Annotated in this window: 18 protein-coding genes; 10 read left to right on the top strand and 8 right to left on the bottom strand. The window is 61.2% G+C overall.

Annotated features, from left to right (window positions below; genetic code table 11):
• Positions 1-197: 197 nt before the first annotated feature.
• Positions 198-647 (bottom strand): GatB/YqeY domain-containing protein, encoded by a 450-nt coding sequence (locus tag V9T28_RS12480; protein WP_116399265.1) that lies wholly within the window; start codon positions 645-647, stop codon positions 198-200.
• A 100-nt stretch (positions 648-747) separates the two neighbouring features.
• On the opposite strand from V9T28_RS12480, the gene carA reads away from it, so the two are divergent.
• Together carA and V9T28_RS12470 are read left to right on the top strand one after the other, a co-directional pair.
• The gene (gene carA, locus V9T28_RS12475; RefSeq protein WP_116399264.1) at positions 748-1,944 is read left to right on the top strand and encodes a glutamine-hydrolyzing carbamoyl-phosphate synthase small subunit; all 1,197 of its coding nucleotides are present in this window, start codon (positions 748-750) and stop codon (positions 1,942-1,944) included.
• 72 nt (positions 1,945-2,016) lie between these two features.
• Complete coding sequence (locus tag V9T28_RS12470) at positions 2,017-2,907, top strand: SMP-30/gluconolactonase/LRE family protein (RefSeq protein ID WP_116399263.1); 891 nt, start codon at positions 2,017-2,019, stop codon at positions 2,905-2,907.
• An 8-nt stretch (positions 2,908-2,915) separates the two neighbouring features.
• On the opposite strand, the gene V9T28_RS12465 is transcribed toward V9T28_RS12470, so the two are convergent.
• The 3 genes from V9T28_RS12465 to V9T28_RS12455 all read right to left on the bottom strand — a co-directional run bounded on the left by V9T28_RS12465 (position 2,916) and on the right by V9T28_RS12455 (position 4,854).
• Positions 2,916-3,623, bottom strand: a complete 708-nt coding sequence (locus V9T28_RS12465) for an anti-sigma factor (protein WP_116399262.1) — start codon at positions 3,621-3,623, stop codon at positions 2,916-2,918.
• Positions 3,620-4,177, bottom strand: coding sequence for a sigma-70 family RNA polymerase sigma factor (locus tag V9T28_RS12460; RefSeq protein ID WP_245423893.1), 558 nt, complete (start codon positions 4,175-4,177; stop codon positions 3,620-3,622). Before V9T28_RS12460 ends, V9T28_RS12465 begins: the two co-directional genes overlap by 4 nt.
• A gap of 107 nt (positions 4,178-4,284) precedes the next feature.
• Positions 4,285-4,854 (bottom strand): fasciclin domain-containing protein, encoded by a 570-nt coding sequence (locus tag V9T28_RS12455; protein ID WP_199499969.1) that lies wholly within the window; start codon positions 4,852-4,854, stop codon positions 4,285-4,287.
• Positions 4,855-5,163: 309 nt separating this feature from the next.
• Between V9T28_RS12455 and rocD the strand changes: the two genes are divergently transcribed.
• Positions 5,164-6,369 carry an ornithine--oxo-acid transaminase gene (gene rocD, locus V9T28_RS12450; protein WP_116399261.1) on the top strand — a complete coding sequence of 402 codons (1,206 nt, stop codon included), beginning with the start codon at positions 5,164-5,166 and terminating at the stop codon, positions 6,367-6,369.
• A gap of 148 nt (positions 6,370-6,517) precedes the next feature.
• Complete coding sequence (speB, locus tag V9T28_RS12445) at positions 6,518-7,465, top strand: agmatinase (RefSeq protein ID WP_116399260.1); 948 nt, start codon at positions 6,518-6,520, stop codon at positions 7,463-7,465.
• Positions 7,466-7,493: 28 nt separating this feature from the next.
• On the opposite strand, the gene V9T28_RS12440 is transcribed toward speB, so the two are convergent.
• Together V9T28_RS12440 and V9T28_RS12435 are read right to left on the bottom strand one after the other, a co-directional pair.
• On the bottom strand, positions 7,494-7,790 hold the full coding sequence (locus tag V9T28_RS12440) for a hypothetical protein (protein ID WP_116399259.1): 297 nt from the start codon (positions 7,788-7,790) through the stop codon (positions 7,494-7,496).
• A gap of 329 nt (positions 7,791-8,119) precedes the next feature.
• The gene (locus V9T28_RS12435) at positions 8,120-9,052 is read right to left on the bottom strand and encodes a glycosyltransferase family 8 protein (protein ID WP_116399258.1); all 933 of its coding nucleotides are present in this window, start codon (positions 9,050-9,052) and stop codon (positions 8,120-8,122) included.
• 109 nt (positions 9,053-9,161) lie between these two features.
• Here V9T28_RS12435 and V9T28_RS12430 point away from each other — a divergent pair, with 109 nt between their 5' ends.
• Entirely contained in the window at positions 9,162-10,430 is a 1,269-nt protein-coding gene (locus V9T28_RS12430; RefSeq protein ID WP_116399257.1) for a hypothetical protein, read from the top strand.
• Positions 10,431-10,675: 245 nt separating this feature from the next.
• A complete protein-coding gene (argC, locus tag V9T28_RS12425; protein WP_116399256.1) occupies positions 10,676-11,590 on the top strand; it encodes an N-acetyl-gamma-glutamyl-phosphate reductase in 915 nt (304 codons plus the stop codon).
• A 64-nt stretch (positions 11,591-11,654) separates the two neighbouring features.
• Here argC and V9T28_RS12420 read toward each other — a convergent pair whose 3' ends face one another.
• Positions 11,655-12,506: a fumarylacetoacetate hydrolase family protein gene (locus tag V9T28_RS12420; protein ID WP_116399255.1), complete on the bottom strand. Its 852-nt coding sequence runs from the start codon at positions 12,504-12,506 to the stop codon at positions 11,655-11,657.
• A gap of 480 nt (positions 12,507-12,986) precedes the next feature.
• Here V9T28_RS12420 and V9T28_RS12415 point away from each other — a divergent pair, with 480 nt between their 5' ends.
• On the top strand, positions 12,987-14,351 hold the full coding sequence (locus V9T28_RS12415; protein WP_116399254.1) for an OmpP1/FadL family transporter: 1,365 nt from the start codon (positions 12,987-12,989) through the stop codon (positions 14,349-14,351).
• Positions 14,352-14,451: 100 nt separating this feature from the next.
• On the opposite strand, the gene V9T28_RS12410 is transcribed toward V9T28_RS12415, so the two are convergent.
• Positions 14,452-16,536, bottom strand: a complete 2,085-nt coding sequence (locus V9T28_RS12410; RefSeq protein WP_199499968.1) for a PHA/PHB synthase family protein — start codon at positions 16,534-16,536, stop codon at positions 14,452-14,454.
• 214 nt (positions 16,537-16,750) lie between these two features.
• Here V9T28_RS12410 and V9T28_RS12405 point away from each other — a divergent pair, with 214 nt between their 5' ends.
• The 3 genes from V9T28_RS12405 to V9T28_RS12395 all read left to right on the top strand — a co-directional run bounded on the left by V9T28_RS12405 (position 16,751) and on the right by V9T28_RS12395 (position 19,820).
• Positions 16,751-17,149, top strand: a complete 399-nt coding sequence (locus tag V9T28_RS12405) for a hypothetical protein (RefSeq protein ID WP_116399253.1) — start codon at positions 16,751-16,753, stop codon at positions 17,147-17,149.
• Between the two features lie 162 nt (positions 17,150-17,311).
• Positions 17,312-18,529 carry an LL-diaminopimelate aminotransferase gene (locus tag V9T28_RS12400; protein ID WP_116399252.1) on the top strand — a complete coding sequence of 406 codons (1,218 nt, stop codon included), beginning with the start codon at positions 17,312-17,314 and terminating at the stop codon, positions 18,527-18,529.
• A 241-nt stretch (positions 18,530-18,770) separates the two neighbouring features.
• On the top strand, positions 18,771-19,820 hold the full coding sequence (locus V9T28_RS12395) for a zinc-dependent alcohol dehydrogenase family protein (RefSeq protein ID WP_245423996.1): 1,050 nt from the start codon (positions 18,771-18,773) through the stop codon (positions 19,818-19,820).
• The last annotated feature ends 50 nt before the right edge of the window (positions 19,821-19,870 follow it).

Below are 19,870 nucleotides of genomic sequence, written 5' to 3'. Positions count from 1 at the left end.
AAATTACAGACCAGTAAGATTGTGAGCTGGCATACACGCTGGCGCCGGACTTGAAAAGCGCTGCCGGGAAAGATCAGATATTCAGTCGGCGAATTGGCGTGGTGGCTTTAAAGCTACCGGGGCTGCGACGGCAGCGCCCGGTCCGATGGTCGGAATTTCTCGTCCTGCCCGCTGCCGGATGCGGGCACCTTTCCGTATCAGCCGGCGAGCGCCGCTTTCACTAGGCCGCTCACTTTGGCGAAATCCATCCGGCCGGTATATTTCGCGCGCAAAGCCGCGATCACCTTGCCCATGTCCTTCATGCTGGCGGCGCCGGTTTCCGCGATCGCGGCCTTGATCGCGGCTTCCGTCTCCGCCGGGCCCAGTTCCTCGGGGAGGAATGCCTTGATGATGGCGATTTCCGCCTTTTCCTTATCCGCGAGATCCTGGCGGCCGGCCTTTTCGTACATGTCGAGCGATTCGCCGCGGCTTTTCACCAGCTTTTGCAACAGGGCGAGTTCTTCCTCCGCCGACACCGTCTTGCCTTCGGCCCGCAGTTCGATGTCGCGGTTTTTCAGGGCCGAAGTCACCATCCGCAGGGTCTCGACCTTGAGCTTGTCACCAGCCTTCATCGCGTCCTTCAGGGAGGCCATTATTTGTTCACGCATATCAATTCCTCAATCTTTCGGCTTGCCCGATCGGTTTTGCCACCATATTTTGCGGCCCAAATGACCCGGCGCCGAGCCGGAAACAGGATGTAAAGCCACCATGACTGCCATTCAAGCTAAACCCGCGCCCGCGTGGGAAGAAACCACCGCGACCGCGGTTCTCGTTCTGTCCGATGGGACGGTTCTGGAAGGACGCGGGATCGGCGCGACCGGGCAGGCCGTGGGCGAAGTCTGTTTCAATACCGCTATGACGGGTTATGAGGAAATACTGACCGATCCGTCCTATGCGGGGCAGATCATCACCTTCACCTTCCCGCATATCGGCAACGTCGGCACCAATGAGGAAGACATCGAAACGGTGAATATGGCCGCGGCGTCCGGAGTGCGCGGTTGCATCCTGCAGGCGGACATCACCAATCCGTCGAACTTCCGCGCGACGCGGCACCTCGATCAATGGCTCAAGGCGCGCGGCATCATCGGTCTGGCCGGTCTCGATACCAGGGCATTGACCGCGCGGATCCGCGAAAAGGGCATGCCCAATGCGGTGATCGCCCACGCGCCGGACGGCCAATTCCACATGGCGGCGCTCAAGCAGGAAGCGGCGGCTTGGCCCGGCATCGACGGCATGGATCTCGTGCCCGACGTCACGACGGCCCAGCGTTATGGTTGGGATGAGGCGACCTGGCATCTGGGGCAGGGGTATGGCGGAGCCGGCGAGGCGAAGCATCATGTGGTCGCCATCGATTACGGTGTGAAGCGGAATATTTTGCGGCTTCTGACCGCTGCCGGCTGCAAGGTCACGGTCGTTCCGGCAACGGCCAGCGCGGGCGAGATTCTGGCGCTGCAGCCGGATGGCGTGTTTCTGTCGAACGGGCCAGGCGATCCGGCGGAGACCGGCAAATATGCTGTACCGGTCATTCAAACCCTGCTGGAGCGCAAGGTGCCGACCTTCGGCATCTGTCTCGGCCACCAGATGATGGCTCTCGCCGTCGGCGCGAAGACCCTGAAAATGCACCAGGGACACCACGGCGCCAATCATCCGGTTAAGGATTTCACCACCGACAAGGTCGAGATTGTGTCGATGAACCACGGCTTCGCGGTGAACCGCGAGACCTTGCCGGCCAATGCGACCGAAACCCATGTGTCGCTCTTCGACGGCTCCAATTGCGGCATCGCCCTGACCGACCGCCCGGCCTTTTCGGTGCAGCATCACCCGGAGGCGAGTCCCGGCCCGCAGGACAGCCATTATTTGTTCTTGCGCTTCGTCAAGATGATGGAAGCGGCCAAGGCGGGTTAAGCCTCTTCCGGGCCTAGCCAAGGCGTTCGCAGTCGCTATCATCCGCGCGCCCCTCAACGTCCGGAGTTTCGCATGTCCGCTGCTGCCTTCACGCTCGCGCTCGATGCCAAAGCCGCCCTGGGCGAAAGCCCTGTCTGGTCGGTGCGCGAAGAGGCGCTCTATTTCCTCGATATCAAGGGCAAGGCGTTGCACCGGTTCGATCCGGCGACGCGCGATCATCGTATCGTGCCGTTGGATGAGGAGACGGGCTGCGTCGGCCTCGTGAAAGGCGGCGGCTTCGTCGCCGGCATGCGCTCCGGCATTTACCTGCTCAATGCGCAAGGCGCGGTGACCGTGCGGCTCGCCGACAATCCGGAAAACCATGAGACGAACCGGTTCAACGACGGCCGCGTCGATCCGGCTGGGCGGCTCATTCTCGGCACGCTGGACGAAATCAAGGCCGGCGGGACGGCACATCTCTATCGCTACGACCGCCACGGCTTGAAGCCCGTGGTCGACGGGCTGCTCACCTCGAACGGCGTTGCCTTCTCGCCCGACGGGCGCTTCATGTACCATTCCGATACGCCGCGTTTCACCATCTGGCGCTATGCTTACGATCCGGCTTCGGGCAATCTCTCGGATCGCCAGGTCTTCGCGCAATGGCAGGCGACGGGCACTGATCGCGGGCGCCCGGACGGCGCCGCCGTCGACAGCGAAGGCTGTTATTGGTCGGCGCTGTACGAGGGCGCGCGCGTGCGGCGCTTTGCGTCCGACGGCACGATTCTCGCCGAATATCCGTTGCCGGCTCAATGCCCGACCATGGTGGCCTTCGGCGGATCGGATCTACGCACGCTGTTCGTCACGACCGCCAGCGCCGGGCGCCCGGCCGAAGAATTGACGGCTCTGCCCTATTCGGGGGGCCTCTTCGCGATGCAAGTGGATGTCCCGGGCCGGCCGGAACCCTTGTTCGATCCGGAGATCTAACGCTCGCTCTACGGCGTCGCCGGAATGAGCTTTCCGGTGAACAGGACAGGGCCGGTGACTTGGCCGGTCTTGGACCCTCCCTCCGGTTCAAGGCTCACGGCGAGTGTCGCGCTCTCGACCGTCGCATCGTCGTAGGACGCAAGCGCCTTGCCCGATTTGATGCCGGCAGTCTCGATCACGCCAAGGGATCGCGGCGCGCCGATCTTGTCCGAAACGAGCCAGAGTTCGTAGCTCTTGCCAGGCTGCGGCGGTGCGGCCACCGGCCGCACCGACAAAGTGCGATGCGTGAGATCGACGCTCACGAGAAAGGCGGGCGAGAGCGAATCCTTTTGCAGCACAGCGACGAAATTGCCCGGCGCGGGCGCTTGCCAGAGGCGCTGTACTCCGACCGCCACGAGCAACATCGCCGCGACTGCAGCCGTCGCGATAGCAGCGGCACGCCAGCGTTGCAGGCGGCGGGTGAGGTTTACGATCGCCTCGTCACGGGACGGCAGGCCGTCGATGCGGCGCAGGATCTTGGCGAAGAGCGCGTCCGAGGGCGTTTGCGGCGCAATGGTTTCATTCAACGGGTGCAAACGATTCTCCCAGTAAAGAATGGCGCGATCGAGTTCGGGATCGTGCAGGCGTTGTGCGGCGATCCGGCTCCGCTCGGCGGCGTTCAGCGTCCCGAGAACATATTCGGCGGCGAGGCCGTCTTTATCGTCGAGGTCACTCATGCGGCGAGGCACCCTTTCAATTGGGCGAGGCTGCGATGGAGCCAGGTTTTGATCGTGGCCGTCGGCCGGTTGAACCGTGCCGCCAATGCCTCGCGCGTCATGCCGCGATAATAGGCGAGAAGCACCATCTCCCGCTTGTCGTCTTCAAGACCATTGAGGCACGAGAGAAGCCGTTTCAGTTCGTCGCTCTGTTCCATCGTCTCGAGTGGATGCGGTAGGTTCGCCGCGATCTCTTCCATTTCGGAGCCGTTTTCGACGATGCCGATTTGCCGCCTCCGCGCGTCGTCGAGCGCGCGGTTGCGGGCGATCGCGGCCATCCAAGCGATCGGCGAGGCCTTGGCCGCGTCGTAATCGCCGGCACGCTCCCATATCTTCACATAGACTTCCTGCAGGCATTCTTCGGCGAGGTCGCGGCGCGCCAGAATGTGCCAGCAAATGCCCATGAGTTTCGCCGAGGTTGCTTTGTACAGGACAGCGAATGCCGCGCGATCCTGCCGCGCCGTGCGCGCGAGAAGATCGATCAGGTGATCGGAACTGCGAAGTGTCAGGTCCACGTCAAGCGTATCCGAGATGCTGCATGATCAAGAACGCATGATCCGCGTTCTGGCAATATGGCCGGCGGAGCGCGTCTCGCGCTGCGCCGGCCGGATGTGAAGGAGTCTTACGGCATCAGCACTTTGTCGATCACGTGGATCACGCCGTTCGACTGAATAACATTGGCGATGGTGATATGCGCAACATCGCCCTTGGCATCGGTGACGGCAAGATGCGATTTGCCCATGCGCGTAATCGTCAGCTCTTCGCCTTCGACGGTCTTGAGCATCGCCTTGCCGCCACCTTCATCGACGCGCTGCGCCAGATCTTGCGCCGTATAGGCGCCGGGGACGACGTGATAGGTCAGGACCTGCGTCAATGTCGCCTTGTTCTCGGGCTGCAGCAGCATCGACACGGTCCCCTTGGGCAGGGCGTCGAACGCGTGATTGACCGGCGCGAAAACCGTAAACGGTCCGGGGCTCGCCAGCGTATCGACCAGGCCGGCCGCTTTCACCGCCGCAACTAATGTCGTGTGATCCTTGGAATTGACCGCATTTTCGACGATGTTCCGGGACGGATACATCGGCGCGCCGCCGACCATCACCGTGGCGGCGTGAGCGGCCGGGGCAAGGCCGAGCATGGCGCCGCTCAGGAAGGCGTTCAGGGCGAGGACGGCGATTTTGCGTTTGAAACTCATGACATCTCTCCGTGTACATTGTGTCGGGCGTCGAGCCCGGCTCGAAGAACCGGGATGCCAACAGCTACGGAGCGACAGGCGGGGAGTTTCAAAAGGGTCGATCACGAACGCGTGATCATCCGGGCGCTGCGCCAGTGGAGATCGTCGAGACTCGTGTTGCCGTCAGGGGACGAGATTGGATTCCGCATCTAGCATTTCGCCAATTCAGCTGGCGAAATGTACAATTTATTGCGCCAAATTGTCACAAATCTAGCTTTCTGTCGAATATCGTACGGGCTAAACTAGTTTCGTTCCAGACGGGGGTGCAGGATGAGTTCGTTTGCCGCTGCCGATTTTGTGCGTGTCGAAGACGAGTTGGGCGCGCATAATTATCATCCGCTCGATGTGGTTCTGACCAAAGGCGAGGGCGTCTGGGTTACGGATGTCGACGGCAATCGCTATCTTGATTGTCTTGCCGCCTATTCGGCCGTCAACCAGGGGCACAGTCATCCGAAGATTCGCGCCGCGATGATCGAGCAGGCGCAGAAGATCACGCTGACGTCGCGCGCCTTCCGCAACGATCAGCTCGCGCATTTTTACAGCGAACTCGCGGCCCTGACCGGCTCGCATAAGATTCTGCCGATGAATTCCGGCGCCGAAGCGGTCGAAACTGCGATCAAGGCGGTGCGCAAATGGGGCTACGAGGTCAAGGGCGTGCCCGAGGGCCAAGCGGAAATCATCGTCTGCGCCGATAATTTCCACGGCCGCACCTTGGGGATCGTCGGCTTTTCCTCGGATCCGGACTCGCGCGGCGGCTTCGGCCCTTTCGCGCCGGGTTTCGTCATGGTGCCGTTCGGCGATCTCAAAGCGTTCGAGGCGGCGATCACACCGCAGACGGTCGCCATGCTCGTCGAGCCGATCCAGGGCGAGGCGGGCGTCATTCTGCCGCCACCTGGCTATTTCGCCGCCGTGCGCCGGATCTGCACCGAGCGGAACATCGTGCTGATCCTCGACGAAATTCAGACCGGCCTCGGCCGCACCGGCAAGCTGTTGGCCGAAGCGCATGAAGGGATCGAGGCCGATGTCACGCTGATCGGCAAGGCATTGTCGGGCGGCTTCTATCCGGTCTCGGCGGTTCTTTCGAACACCGAAGTGCTCGGGGTACTGCAGCCGGGCCAGCACGGCTCGACCTTTGGCGGCAACCCGCTGGCCTGCGCCATCGCCCGCGCGGCGCTGCGCGTGCTCGTCGAGGAGGGCATGGTCGAGAATGCCGCCAAGATGGGCGCGTATTTCCTCGAAGGATTGCGCAACTTGCGGTCCAACATCGTCCGCGAGGCGCGCGGGCGCGGCCTGATGCTGGCGGTCGAATTGCATGCCGAGGCCGGCGGCGCCCGGGGCTTCGTCGAGACATTGGCGGGCCGGGGCATTCTGGCTAAAGACACGCATGGCCACACGATTCGCTTTTCGCCGCCCCTTGTCATCACCCGAGATGAAGTGGATTGGGCATTGGAGCGGATCGGCGCGGTCGTGAAATAGAACTGTCATCTCTTAAGCGCATTTTGCGTTCTTTCAGAACCGGAAAATGCTCTAACTTTTTGTTTTGTCGCATTTTCTTAGTCGAAAAGTCGAACAACTTTTCTGGAAAATGCTCTAGCCATACGAAGAGCCAACCAGGGCGGACCACATGAGCGAACCTTCTCCGATCGACAATGCCTTCACTGGCCCGATGCTGGGCGGAGCGGAGGAGCCGACCTATGCGGGCGCTCTGTCCTTCATGCGCCGCCGCTTTACCAAGTCGCTCGACGGTGTCGATGTCGCGATCTGGGGTGTCCCGTTCGACGGTGCGACCTCGAATCGTCCGGGCACCCGCTTCGGGCCGGCGGCGATTCGGCGCGCGTCGCCGATTTTCGATGGCGATCCGCAATATCCGTCGTTCAAGGATCCTTTCGCCCACATGGCGGTGATCGATTATGGCGATTGCGTTTTGCCGCGCGGCGTCTCGCAGGAAGTGCCGAAAGCCATTCAGCGGCAGGCAAGCGACATTCTGAGCCGCGATGTCCATCTCATCTCGCTTGGCGGCGATCATTTCATCACCCTGCCGCTGCTGCGCGCGCATGTCGCCAAGCACGGGCCTCTGGCTGTGGTGCAGATTGATGCGCATCAGGACACGTGGGACGATGGCCCGGACGCAATTACCCACGGCAGTTTCATGAATATCGCGGCTAATGAAGGGTTGATCGATGCCAAGCGATCCATTCAGGTCGGCATCCGCACCGTGGCGCCGCGCGATTGCGGCTTCAAAGTCGTCCATGCCATGGAGTGCGCCGAACTCGGGCCGCAAGCGATTGCCGGTCTGATCCGCGAGCGGGTCGGGTCAGGCCCCTGCTACTTGACGTTCGATATCGATGGCCTTGATCCGGCTTTCGCGCCGGGCACAGGCACGCCCGTCGCGGGCGGTCTCTCCTCAGCGCAAGCACTCGGCGCGCTGTGGCAATTGCGGGATCTCGATTGGCGGGGGATGGATGTGGTGGAAGTCTCGCCGCCCTATGACCATGCCGACATGACGGCGATCGCCGCCGCCAGCGTGGTCCAGCGCTATTTGCAGATCTTGGCCGAGAAACGCGCGCACTGACGCGCGCGTGGCTCAGCTTCCAACGCCCTTATTGGCAAATGCGAACCTGGCGCCAAACGCCGTTCACGCGTTCTTGCGCGACGTGGCATTGCGGTTGCGGCTGCACGACCACAGGCTGTTCAGCTTGCTGTTCCGGCACCACATAATTGACCGTGGTCGGCTGGTTGGCGTGCGTGACGACGGCCCCGGTCATCAGCCCGCCCACGCCGGCAGTCACGATCCAGGCCGCGATAATCGCCGGATTGGCGGAAGCGGGGGCCGGAATCGACAATGTTCCCAAGCTCAAGGCTGCGGCGGATACGGCCGCAATAATGTGACGTCGCATGGCGTCCTCCTTTCAAAGCTGCCTCGGAGCATTCGGCACGCTCAAATATTCGCGTCTAAAAATCTGAGATTTGCCGACGCTTTCCGGGAGTGTGAGAAGCTATAATTTACATACGTGATCATAAGATGTGGGAATTATGGTCATATCTGGGTATTTTTGCTTCGCGCTTTGCCAAGGATTTAGGGATCATTACGCTCGTCTTTATGAAACATTACGAAATATATTTTGATGTTAACCAATCTATACGACTTCTAATGGGAAGTGGCGCAGATTTGTCGGCGGACATCATCGTATGACCTTGCGAGAGCGTTTGCGCCGATGTGCGCGCCCTATTGCTGCTCGGGAAGTTTCCACCCGTCGGCAAAATCCTGTGCCTTGAGCCAGTCGAGGAGCCTTGCTCGGAACTGCCGCCAATTCACATCGTCCTCCGACGGCAGCGCCGGAAGATCGGGGGTCGCCGGCCATGCGCCGATGTCAGCGAAAAAGTCACGATAGATCGCGGGAATATCGTCGCGCCCGTTCCAGGGGGCGATTTCCCATGGTTTGGGACGGGTCACAAAATGCCGGACGATCGGGTCCAGCAGCGTCTCAAGATCAAGGGCAAAGAAGTCGCCCATGAAATTGTAACGGGGCGACAGAAGCGCAAATCTGCCTTTCACAACGGCGTTGAGGCCGTCCTGCTCCAGGAAGCTGCACGCCGCCGGATGGTCGAGAACGTAGCGCAATGCCGCGTCGCCGATCCCTTGCGCGACCCATGCGCGGCGGTCGATCACCGTGACGCCATTGTTGAAGTACGGCGTTTGCGGAGCAAGGCCGAGTTTCGCCCGATGCAGGGCAAAATTGCGTGCGAGGGCGCCGCCACCGAATTGCTTGAGGAAGATCATGTCGCAGGCGGCCGCGAGCGGAAAACCGCGTAGATCCAGATCGCGCAAGGCGGCCAGGCCGCCGGCGCCGACGAGAATATCGGCATCAAGCGACACGATCCGCGTGATCGCTGCGGGCAACACGCGATCGAGAAACAGCCGGCGATACACCGCCGGGGAAAACCCGTCGGTCGGCGCGCCGCGACTCATGTCGTCGAGATCGACCGAAATGAGATTGATGCCGTCGCGCAAATGCATGCCGGGCGGCGCCTCGCCCGCGCGGCAGATCACAAAGATGTCAAGGCCATCGCCATCCGGCTGCCGCCGGATCGAGTGTGCGGCGCATAAAGCCGGCAGAAAATAGGCGGCATCCGTGGTAATGCAAAACGCCGAAGTCATAACGCTGGGCGAGAATCAGAATTTCGCTGCATTTGGCCCTCATCTCTTCTCGATCTGGCCGTTTCGGTGTAGACGAACAGACCCATTCATCTGAGGCAAGGAAAATCGCATGTCACGCTTTCGTGTTGCCGCCCTTTCGGGCGTGGCTTTAGCCGTCGTCCTGATGGCGGGCGTTGATCATCACGGCACGGTGTTCGTCAGTGCCGCCCAGGCTCAGACGGCCAATGTCGCGCTGGATAATGTGACCATCAAGGGTAAGGACAACGATACGACTGTCACGTATAAACATATCGAATTCCAGAACACCAATTTGAGCCAAGACGACGTGACGAAATTGTTCTCGAGCGATACCAAGCCCGAGGATAGGGCGCCGCTTCTGGCAAAATTGCAGGCGTCGAAAATCCTTATTCCCGAGACGACGATCGACGGCAAGGATGGCAAGACCATCGTCCATGATTTCATCGCCAGCAATGTCGACAAGGGCGTCATCGCAAATCTGACGATCGCGGGCGCTGACGGCTCGGGTTCCGACGGCTTCGCGTTGAAGGCACAGCCGCTGACGGCCGAAGGCGTCGACCTTGCCAGCATCCTTGCGGCCACGACCCATCAGGCCAAGGCCGGCAGCGGTCTGGCGATCCGCAAGTTGTCCTGGGGCGGGGCGGACATCACGGCCGCGCAGAAGGATGTTACCGCCAAGACGCCGGGCGGCAACATGCTCAATGTCAAGATCGGCCAAGTCGACATGGCCAACACGGTCGACGGCGCAGTGTTCCGCTCCGGCCAATTGACGGTAGCGAGCGTCGTTCTGACGCCGCCGAAAGACGATCCGGGCGCGCAGCAGATGAGCAAGTTCGGCTATGACAAGATTGAGTTCTCGCTGAAGACCGCCGAATCCTACGATCCTGCGACCAAAAAGCTCTCAATCGACGAGTTGACTGTCAGCGGCCCGAACGCCGGCACGCTCAGCCTGAAGGCCAATCTCGGCAATATCGATCATTTCCTGTTCGACGGTGACGAAGACACCCGCAAGCTGGCGCTGGCCTCGGGCGATTTCTCGGACCTGACGCTGAACTTCGTCAACAACGGCCTCTTTGACAAAGCGATCGTTTTTGCCGCGCAGCAGCAGGGTAAATCGCCGGACGATTTGAAGAAGCAATTGGGCACCATGGCGCAGAAAATGCTGCCGATGATGATGGGCGGCTCGCCCGACGCCGTGAAACTGGGCCAGGCGCTCAGCACGTTTATCGCGCAACCGAAATCGCTCAACGTCTCGATCAAGGCAAAGGAAGGTGCATTGCCTTTCGCCGAGATCGCCCAGAGCGGCAATCCGATGGATGTGCTCAATCGGGTCGATTTGAACGCAGCCGCCAACCAGTAAGAGGCGGGCGGAACGGACATTGAGTGGATGCCGCGCGTTTCTTTTTTCAGGAATGCGCGGCATCTTGACAGGGGGCGCTGCACGCGCCATGTAGCGCGGATGATGACGTCCAGCACGAATTCTTTGCCGACCCGACGCCGCACCTCGCAGAAGCGCGCGCGACGATAGCCGTTGAGTCTTTTCAACGCATGTCATCACCGCGCCATGGAGCGCGGTTTTTTTATGTCCCAGCATAGGATTCGACCATGACCAAGAAAATCTTCATTGACGGCGAAGCGGGCACCACGGGCCTGGGCATTCGCGACCGGCTTGCCGACATGCCCGGCGTCGAAGTGCGGAGCATCGCACCGGAATTGCGCAAGGACGCCGCCGCCAAGGCCGCGCTGATGGCCGAGGTGGATCTCGTCATTCTCTGTTTGCCCGATGCTGCGGCCAAGGAGACTGTCGCCGCCGTGACGGCCATGGGCGACAAGGCCCCCAAAGTGCTTGACGCTTCGACCGCGCACCGGGTTGCGCCGGGCTGGGTGTTCGGTTTCCCGGAACTCACGGCCGGCCAGGACCAGGCGATCGCCGCGGCGCAATTTGTCGCCAATCCTGGCTGCTACGCCACCGGCGCCATCGCCTTGCTGCGGCCGCTGGTCGATACGGGATTGGTTCCGGCCGACCAGCCCCTGACGATCAATGCGGTTTCCGGTTATTCCGGCGGCGGCAAGACGATGATCGAGGCCTATGAGGCTCGGACCGCGCCGGATTTCGAACTCTACGCGCTTGGCCTTGAGCACAAGCACATTCCCGAGATCATCGCCTATTCCAAGCTGGTCAGGCGGCCGATCTTCGTTCCTTCGGTCGGCGATTTCCGGCAAGGCATGCTGGTGAGCATTCCCCTGCATTTGAGCGCGCTGCCGAGTAACGTGTCAGCCGCCGATCTCGAAGCGGCTCTGGCCGCCCATTACAAGGGCAGCGAATACGTGCATGTCGTGCCGACGAACGGCGAGACCAAGCTTGAGCCGCAATCGCTCAACGACACCAACAACATGGAATTGCGGGTCTTCGGCCAGCCGGCGCATGGCCAGGCGGTTCTCATCGCCAAGCTCGACAATCTCGGCAAGGGCGCGTCCGGCGCAGCAGTGCAAAACTTGCGGTTGATGCTCGGGCTGTAAAATCAACCGCATAAACTTAACCCCAAACCGGGGCGATCCGGTTTGGGGCCGCGTTTCGTACACCTCAACCCTTTTTAAAGGCCACGACCCTCTGGGCCTGGCTGCCGAGGCCCTGGATGCCGAGTGACACCGTGTCGCCCGCCTTGAGATAGCGCGGCGGCTTCATGCCGAGGCCGACGCCCGGCGGCGTACCGGTGGTGATGACATCGCCCGGTTGCAGAATCATGAAATGCGAAATGTAGGAGACCAGCTGCTTGACGTTGAAGATCATCGTCTTCGTCGAGCCGGTCTGCATGCGCTCGCCGTTGACGTCGAGCCACATGTCCAGGTTCTGGGCGTTCTTGATTTCATCGAGCGTCACCAGCCAGGGGCCGAGTGGGCCGAAGGTCGGGCAGCCCTTGCCCTTCATCCATTGGCCGCCACGCTCGATCTGAAATTCGCGTTCGGACACGTCGTGGCAAACACACAGGCCGGCGACATATTTCAGGGCGTCGCGTTCGGCGACATAGGAAGCCTGCGAGCCGATGACGATCGCGAGTTCCACCTCCCAATCGGTCTTTTTCGATCCCTTAGGCAGCATCACGTCGTCATTCGGGCCTTGAATACAGCTCGGGGCCTTGTTGAACAGAATCGGTTCCTTTGGAATCGGCGCGCCGGTTTCGGCGGCATGGTCGGCGAAATTCAGGCCGACGGCGATGAAATTGCCGACATCGCCGACGCAGGCGCCGATCCGCGGGTTGCCGCGCACGAGCGGCAGCTTCGCCGGCTTGGCCTTGGCGATCTTGGCGAGACTCTTGGGGCTTAAGGCCGGTCCGGCAATATCGTCCACCAGATGGCTGATGTCGCGAATCTTACCCTCGGCGTCGATCAGGCCAGGCTTTTCCTTGCCAAGTTTTCCATAGCGCACGAGTTTCATGATGGCCTCCCAAGCCTGTGCTTTCGATTTTCCTCTAATGCTAGCATTTCGTCGCGGGCGCAAGGGTGGGGGACGAAATTGAGTCGGATCGGCGCTGATGGGGTGCGGCACAGCTGTTGCCAGACCGTTTGAGGGCAAATGGAGTGTGTTGCAAAAGTCACGGACGGGCGAAATGTGATGAAATTCGTCCGAAATCGCCACAATCAAGCCGCAAGTTTTTTCGCCTCTCGATGAGATAGTTTTGATGTAAACAATATGTTTGTCGGCCAGTTCTGAGCAAATTTTGAAAAATATCGATCATATATGCGCATTTTGAGTAAATTTCCGCTCATTCCAGCGTCAGTATCGCGAGCGCGCCGCGGTTTGGACGGGTTGCGCTGCCCTCCCGCTCAGGTTTACAACTTTGTCATCAATGCGGCGAAGCGTCGCCTGGGTGAGGAAATGGCCATCTGAATTTGGGCCAATAAGAACGAGGGTACTATGGCCGGATCTTTTAAGTCCTTTCTTTTGGTGGGTGCCGGGACGATTGCTCTGGCAGTGGCCGCAAGCTCGGCGCAGGCGGGCAGTTTTGGGCTGCATGAACAGGGCGCGGCCGGCACGGGCGTTAGCTATGCTGGTGTGGCGGCCGGCAGTGCCGGTCTTTCGTCGATGTTCTGGAACCCTGCGACGATTACCGACAATCCCGGGCTGCAAAGCTCGATATCCCTGAGCGGCATTTTTCCCTACGCCAGCGTGACACCCTCGGCGAAAACCGTGAGCGGACTTGGCCCGGGCGCATCGACGGCAGGCTCGAATGTTGCCAGAGACGGCTACCTCCCCGCGTCCTATTCCAGCTATCAGTTCAATGATTCGTTCTGGTTTGGCCTGGCGACGAATACGCCCTTCGGCCTCACCACCAAGGGAGGGCCGAATTGGGCGGGTCAATTGTATGGCCGCACTTCGAAGGTCCGCTCCGAGGATTTTTCGCCGACCATTGGTTGGAAGATCAACGATATGATCTCGGTGGCCGTGGGCCTGCAGATCGAGCGTTTTTCAGTCCGTCTGACCCAGGCCCTTGGCACCACCTACGGTGCGCCGAGCGTCGATTTGAACGGTCATAGCTGGGGGGTAGGAGCCACCGCCGGCGTGACCCTCAAGCCGTTTGACGGCACCGAAATCGGTATCGGTTATCGCAGTCAGGTGAAGCAGGATCTCAAGGGCTCGATCAAGGGCTTTCCGTTTTTCCTGATCGGCGCCCCGGTCGGAATCGCCGACGCCAGCGTCAAGAGCAACGTGACTTTGCCGGATGAGGTAACGCTCGGCCTGCGGCAACGGATCACCAACGATTTCACCGCACTGGCCGGTTTCGATTGGACGCACTGGAAGCTGTTCAATTCGTTCCCGGTGACCATCGCCAACTCGCAGTTTGCCAGCGTGCCCAATGGCACCACGCTGACCACGCTCGGCTTCAGATATAACAATAGCTGGCTTGCTTCGATCGGCGGCGAATACCGGTGGAACGACCAGCTCAAGCTGCGGGCCGGCCTGGGCTATGAAAAATCGCCGATCGACGATGCAGTGCGCAGCGTACGCCTGCCCGACGTCGATCGCCTTTGGACATCGATCGGCGCTTCCTATGCCGTCAACAACAAGCTGTCGCTGGACGTGTCCTATGCCCACGCGTTCAAGGCGGGGGGCGCAAAGATCAATATCGGCCCAGGCAACCCGGCCTATTTGATCACCTTCTTGCCGACGTTCCAGGGCGAGACGAAGGCCCATCTCGATATCGTCGCGGTTGGCTTGACCTATCGCTGGGATGATCCGAAGGTCGTCACCGGCGTGGCGCCCAAGACGGCGAAATATTGAGGTGACGCATCGATCGGCGCGTCCGACTTAACTCGGATGCGCATGAAAAACCCGGGCTTGGCCCGGGTTTTGTTTTGATAAAATGCGTGAAGGATCGGTTCTAAGCCCTGACTCGGACATATGTTCCGGGTGCATCGGCCAAAGGCTTGAGCTTGCCTTCCCCCGGCGTCCGCGGCGCGACTTTCTCCGGCGCTTGGCCGGTCACCCACTCGATCCAATCGACCCACCACGTGCCGGGATGTTCGCTCGCCTGTTTCATCCACTCGCCGAATTCGCCGGCGGGCTGCGGTCCGATCCAATATTGATATTTCGGTTTTCCGACCGGGTTCACGACGCCGGCGATGTGGCCTGATCCCGCCAGCACGTAACGCACCGGACCGCCGAAATATTGCGCGCCGATGAACACGGACTTCGCCGGAGCGATGTGATCTTCCTTGGTGGCGAGATCGTAGATCGGAATCGTGACCTTGCCCAAATCCAGCGTGTGTCCGCCCATCACCATGCGGCCGCGCGTGAGATTGTTCTCAAGATAGCAATTGCGCAAATAGAAGGAATGGTTGGCCTCGGTCATCCGCGTCGAATCGGAGTTCCAGGTCAGGAGATCGAAGGCGCCCGGCACGCGGCCCTTCAGGTAATTGTTCACGAAATAGGACCAGATCAACTCGTTCGGCCGGAGCATGTTAAAGGCATTCGCCATCTTCGAGCCGTCGAGATAGCCCTTTTCGGCCATCCGCCCTTCGATCGCCCGGATCTGGTCTTCATCCACGAAGACTTTCAGCTCGCCCGGATCGCGAAAATCCACCTGGGTCGTAAACAATGTCGCACTGGAAATGCGCTTGTCGCCGACATCGGCCATATAGGCGAGGGTCGCTGCGAGCAGGGTGCCGCCGACGCAATAGCCGATAGCTGTGATGTCGGTTTCGCCGGTCGCGTCCTCGATCGCATCGACGGCCGCGAAAATCCCTTCCTGCATATAGGAATCGAAACTCTTGCGCCGATGCCGCTCGTCGGGATTGACCCAGGAGACCACGAAGACCGTCAACCCTTGCGCGACCGCCCAGCGGATAAAGCTCTTTTCCGGATTGAGATCGAGAATATAGAACTTGTTGATCCACGGCGGCACGATCAGCAGTGGCCGCTTGTAGACGCTTTCGGTCGTCGGGGCATATTGAATGAGCTCGATGAGATCATTGCGGAAGACCACCTTGCCGGGCGTGACCGCCATATTGACGCCGAGCTCGAATTTCGAACCGTCGCTCTGGGTGATCTTCAGGCTGCCGCGGCCTGCGTCGATATCCTGCGCCATCTGCTGCAGGCCGCGCACCAGATTCTCGCCATTCTCGCGCAGGGTCTCGCGCAGCAATTCCGGATTGGTGAGTGGGAAGTTCGATGGCGAGAGGGCGCTGGCGAATTGCCGCACCCAGAAATGCGCCTTGTTCTTGGTGTGCGGGTCGAGGTCGGACGCGCTCTGGACCATTCGGTCCGCCCAGGAACTGGTGACTTGATAGGCCTGGCGCAGGAAGTCGAAATAGAGATTTTGCGTCCATTCCGGATCGGCGAAGCGTTTGTCGGCGGGCTTGGCCTCGGGCGCAGGCGCCAGCAATTCGCCGGTCATGCGTCGCAGGGCGTAGCTCCACAGATCGATGAAGGAATTTTGCAAGTCGGCCTGGGCCTGCAACGAGCGCTGCGGGTCCGAATGCCAATATTCGAAGACCTGGCCGATGCTCTTCGCCGCTTCGGCAAAATCCTCGGTGAGCTGCGAATTGGACGTTTCGCCGCTCTGGTGCGGTTTGACGGCCGCCGCCAGGACCCGGCCGCCTTCCTCGAAAAAGCGCGCGACATTGCGGCCGAGCGCCTCGTAATCCGGCAGCGGCGTGCCTTGTTCGGCCGTCTTCGGGGCTTCTTTTTCAGGCTTTGGCGCGGTCGCCTCCGGCTTTTTCTCCGCTACAGCGATGGGCGGCGGGGATGCCGGCTCGGGCGGTGGTGCGGGCTGCGGGGCAGGGGCGGCAGGTTGGGGCTGCGGGGCAGCGGTGACAGCAGGCTCGGTCTTGACGGTCTTCGCCCGGCGCACCCGAGGCTTTGCCGGTGTGGCCTCAACTTTCACGTCTCGTCCGGTGGTTGCCGCTTTGGGGACGGCGGCTTTGCCGGCCTTTGTTGCTTTTGCGCTGGTTGTTTCGCGTGCCATACTGCGTTCCCTACAGCGTTTCCCGCGGCTTCCGTGACCGCTTTCTATCTATCTTAGACTAGGCTAAAGGTCATGCAAGCCTTCGGGCGGCATAATCGGCCCGGCATGATTTATTCCGCTGTTCGTTCATGATTGAACGGAATTGAGGCCACAACGGCGGCGAGTGGGACGGATAAGGGACAATTGGATGCGGCGGAACGGGTGCGGATGGACGATGCGGAATCTGGCGCGGCTGAGCTTGTTTTGTGTGCTCGCCGGACTGGCCGGGTGCTCGCACCCGCCGGAGAAATACGAGCCCGATGCGCCGGCCAACGTGCTGAACGGTCCCGCGCGGGCCGTCGGCTGGCTGCCGGACCCGGTGCAGCCCAAGGACTTCGTTGTCGCCGGCCGGCCGAGCGAAGTGCAATATATGCCCGTCGGCATCAAGCCGCCGGATCATCCGGTCAAGCCGCTGAAAGGCGACCAGGTCAAGCAGCTCGAACAGAGCCTCGATGCGGCGCGCGCCGCGCAGGAAAAGGCGCAAGGCATCGACCCCAACCCGCCACCCGCGAAGAAGGGGCCGAAAAAGCCGCAGCCGGACGTCCCGCCGCAAACGCCGGCGACCGGGCAATAATCGAGCGCAGCCGCGCTGTTTTCGCCCACTGTGCAAGACCCCGTGGGGGCCGCGCGGTCAGCCCGCGATAATTTCTGTTCCCACGACGCGGCTGCGAATGATACATCAGCATCAGGCGTTTGCGGCACTTCCGCCGTCCGCCGGTTTCGAGGAAAAAGGATCATGTCGGATTTTCACAGCGTGAAGCGGTTGCCCCCTTATGTGTTTGAGCAGGTGAACCGGCTCAAGGCGGCAGCGCGCAACGCCGGCGCCGACATCATCGACCTTGGCATGGGCAATCCGGATCTCGCGACGCCCAAGCATATTACCGACAAGCTGATCGAAACGGTCGGCAAGCCGCGCACGGACCGCTATTCGGCCTCCAAAGGCATTCCCGGCCTGCGCCGTGCGCAAGCCAGTTATTATGCCCGCCGCTTCGGCGTGAAGCTGAACCCGGACACCCAGGTCGTCGCGACGCTCGGCTCGAAGGAAGGCTTCGCCAATATGGCGCAGGCGATCACGGCGCCGGGCGACGTGGTGCTGGTGCCGAATCCGTCCTACCCGATTCATGCGTTCGGCTTCCTCATGGCCGGGGGGGTGATCCGCTCGGTGCCGTGTGATCCGACGCCGTCGTTCTTCACGGCGCTCGAGCGGGCGGTTGTCCATTCGATTCCAAAGCCCATCGCCGTCGTCGTCTGCTATCCGTCGAATCCGACGGCGATGGTCGCTTCGCTCGACTTCTACAAGGACCTCGTCGCTTTCGCGAAGAAACACGAACTCTTCGTGCTGTCCGATCTCGCCTATGCTGAACTTTATTTCAACGACGAGCCGCCGCCATCCGTGCTGCAGGTGAACGGCGCCTTCGATGTGACCGTGGAATTCACCTCCATGTCGAAGACGTTTTCCATGGCCGGCTGGCGCATGGGCTTTGCGGTCGGCAACGAGCGCCTGCTCGCCGCTTTGGCACGGGTGAAATCCTATCTCGATTACGGCGCTTACACGCCGATCCAGGTGGCGGCGGCCGCGGCGCTGAACGGCCCGGACGATTGCATCAAGGAAATGCGTGCGACCTACAAGCGACGGCGCGACGTGATGGTGGAGAGCTTCGCGCAAGCCGGCTGGGAAATCCCCGCGCCGCAGGCCTCGATGTTCGCATGGGTGCCGGTGCCGGAAAAATTCCGCCATCTCGGCAGCCTCGAATTTTCGAAACTGCTCATCGAGAAGGCCGACGTGGCGGTTGCGCCGGGCATCGGCTTTGGCGAGCACGGTGACGATTATGTGCGCCTCGCGTTGGTCGAAAACGAACAGCGCATTCGCCAGGCAGCGCGCGGCATCCGCCGTTTCTTCGATACGGCCGACGATCGGCTGCACAATATCGTGCAGATGAAGAAGGGCGCGTGAGAATCCTTGTCTGCTGAGGACATTTGTACAACGATCCAGCGCGCCCTTCTCCCAGAGGGAGAAGGTGGCACGCGTAGCGTGACGGATGAGGGGCCTTGGGTTCATCATTGGCCACTCATTTGTAGCGGCTAATCTCGCAAGGAAGCCCGCTCGTCCGACCGGCTTCGCCGGCCACCTTCTCTCTCTGGGAGAAGGGCACGCTGGATCGTCTGATCTGTATTGGAATCTTATAAGCTGTTGGATCGATAAGCCATGCGCGCTCGTCTACGAACAATTTTCCGCGCCGCCGCGCGTGCAGACTGTCGCTGACCCCGCACCGGCGCCGGACGGCGTCGTGATCGAGGTCAAGGCGACGGGACTGTGCCGCAGCGATTGGCACGGCTGGGTCGGGCATGATGCCGACATCGTCGTGCCGCATGTGCCGGGGCACGAATTTGCCGGCGTGATTGCTGCGGTTGGCAAGCAGGTGCGTTTGTGGCGGCCGGGCGACCGCGTCACCATGCCCTTCGTCGCGGGATGCGGGGCGTGCGCGGAATGTCATGCCGGGCACCAGCAGGTGTGCGATCATCAGTTCCAGCCAGGCTTCACCCATTGGGGCTCGTTCGCGCAATATGTGGCGGTCGAGCGGGCCGATTTGAATCTGGTGCGGCTTGCCGACGAGATGGATTTTGCGACGGCCGCAAGCCTCGGCTGCCGTTTCGCGACCGGTTTCCGCGCGGTGATCGATCAAGGCAAAGTGTCGGCGGGACAATGGGTCGCAGTGCACGGCTGCGGCGGTGTCGGCCTGTCGGCGATCATGATCGCCGCGGCGGCGGGCGCGAATGTCATCGCCATCGACATCGATGACGATAAGCTCGCGTTTGCGCGCACGATCGGCGCCTGCGCGAGCGTGAATGCCAAACAAACGCTGGATGTCGTTGCTGCCGTGATGGATCTTTCGCGCGGCGGTGCGCATGTCTCGATCGATGCGCTCGGTTCGCCGGTGACGTGCTTCAATTCCGTCAGCAATTTGCGCAAGCGCGGCAAGCATGTGCAGATCGGCCTGATGCTCGGCGATCACGCCAATTCCGCCGTGCCGATGGCAAAAGTTATTGGGCGCGAACTCGAGATTCTCGGCAGCCATGGCATGCAGGCCTATCGCTATGATGCCATGCTGAGCATGATCGCCGCGCGCAAATTGGCCCCTGAAAAATTGGTCGGCCGCAAAATTGCCCTCGATGAGTCCGGTGCGGCCCTGATGGCGATGGACGCGTTCCAGGGCACCGGCGTCACGGTCATCAGCGCGTTCTAGCCGCGGCCGCTCCGCCGATGCGAAACATAAAATGGCCATAGCGCGCCATC

The organism is Methylovirgula sp. 4M-Z18, assembly GCF_037890675.1.
Taxonomy (GTDB): domain Bacteria; phylum Pseudomonadota; class Alphaproteobacteria; order Rhizobiales; family Beijerinckiaceae; genus 4M-Z18.
This window is presented reverse-complemented; position numbering and strand designations above follow the sequence as displayed.

What these genes read in the sequence shown, in the direction of transcription:
- V9T28_RS12480 (WP_116399265.1), bottom strand. Translation starts at nt 647, where the DNA reads ATGCGTGAACAAATAATGGCCTCCCTGAAGGACGCGATGAAGGCTGGT.
- carA (WP_116399264.1), top strand. Translation starts at nt 748, where the DNA reads ATGACTGCCATTCAAGCTAAACCCGCGCCCGCGTGGGAAGAAACCACC.
- V9T28_RS12470 (WP_116399263.1), top strand. Translation starts at nt 2,017, where the DNA reads ATGTCCGCTGCTGCCTTCACGCTCGCGCTCGATGCCAAAGCCGCCCTG.
- V9T28_RS12465 (WP_116399262.1), bottom strand. Translation starts at nt 3,623, where the DNA reads ATGAGTGACCTCGACGATAAAGACGGCCTCGCCGCCGAATATGTTCTC.
- V9T28_RS12455 (WP_199499969.1), bottom strand. Translation starts at nt 4,854, where the DNA reads ATGAGTTTCAAACGCAAAATCGCCGTCCTCGCCCTGAACGCCTTCCTG.
- rocD (WP_116399261.1), top strand. Translation starts at nt 5,164, where the DNA reads ATGAGTTCGTTTGCCGCTGCCGATTTTGTGCGTGTCGAAGACGAGTTG.
- speB (WP_116399260.1), top strand. Translation starts at nt 6,518, where the DNA reads ATGAGCGAACCTTCTCCGATCGACAATGCCTTCACTGGCCCGATGCTG.
- V9T28_RS12440 (WP_116399259.1), bottom strand. Translation starts at nt 7,790, where the DNA reads ATGCGACGTCACATTATTGCGGCCGTATCCGCCGCAGCCTTGAGCTTG.
- V9T28_RS12435 (WP_116399258.1), bottom strand. Translation starts at nt 9,052, where the DNA reads ATGACTTCGGCGTTTTGCATTACCACGGATGCCGCCTATTTTCTGCCG.
- V9T28_RS12430 (WP_116399257.1), top strand. Translation starts at nt 9,162, where the DNA reads ATGTCACGCTTTCGTGTTGCCGCCCTTTCGGGCGTGGCTTTAGCCGTC.
- argC (WP_116399256.1), top strand. Translation starts at nt 10,676, where the DNA reads ATGACCAAGAAAATCTTCATTGACGGCGAAGCGGGCACCACGGGCCTG.
- V9T28_RS12420 (WP_116399255.1), bottom strand. Translation starts at nt 12,506, where the DNA reads ATGAAACTCGTGCGCTATGGAAAACTTGGCAAGGAAAAGCCTGGCCTG.
- V9T28_RS12415 (WP_116399254.1), top strand. Translation starts at nt 12,987, where the DNA reads ATGGCCGGATCTTTTAAGTCCTTTCTTTTGGTGGGTGCCGGGACGATT.
- V9T28_RS12410 (WP_199499968.1), bottom strand. Translation starts at nt 16,536, where the DNA reads ATGGCACGCGAAACAACCAGCGCAAAAGCAACAAAGGCCGGCAAAGCC.
- V9T28_RS12405 (WP_116399253.1), top strand. Translation starts at nt 16,751, where the DNA reads ATGCGGAATCTGGCGCGGCTGAGCTTGTTTTGTGTGCTCGCCGGACTG.
- V9T28_RS12400 (WP_116399252.1), top strand. Translation starts at nt 17,312, where the DNA reads ATGTCGGATTTTCACAGCGTGAAGCGGTTGCCCCCTTATGTGTTTGAG.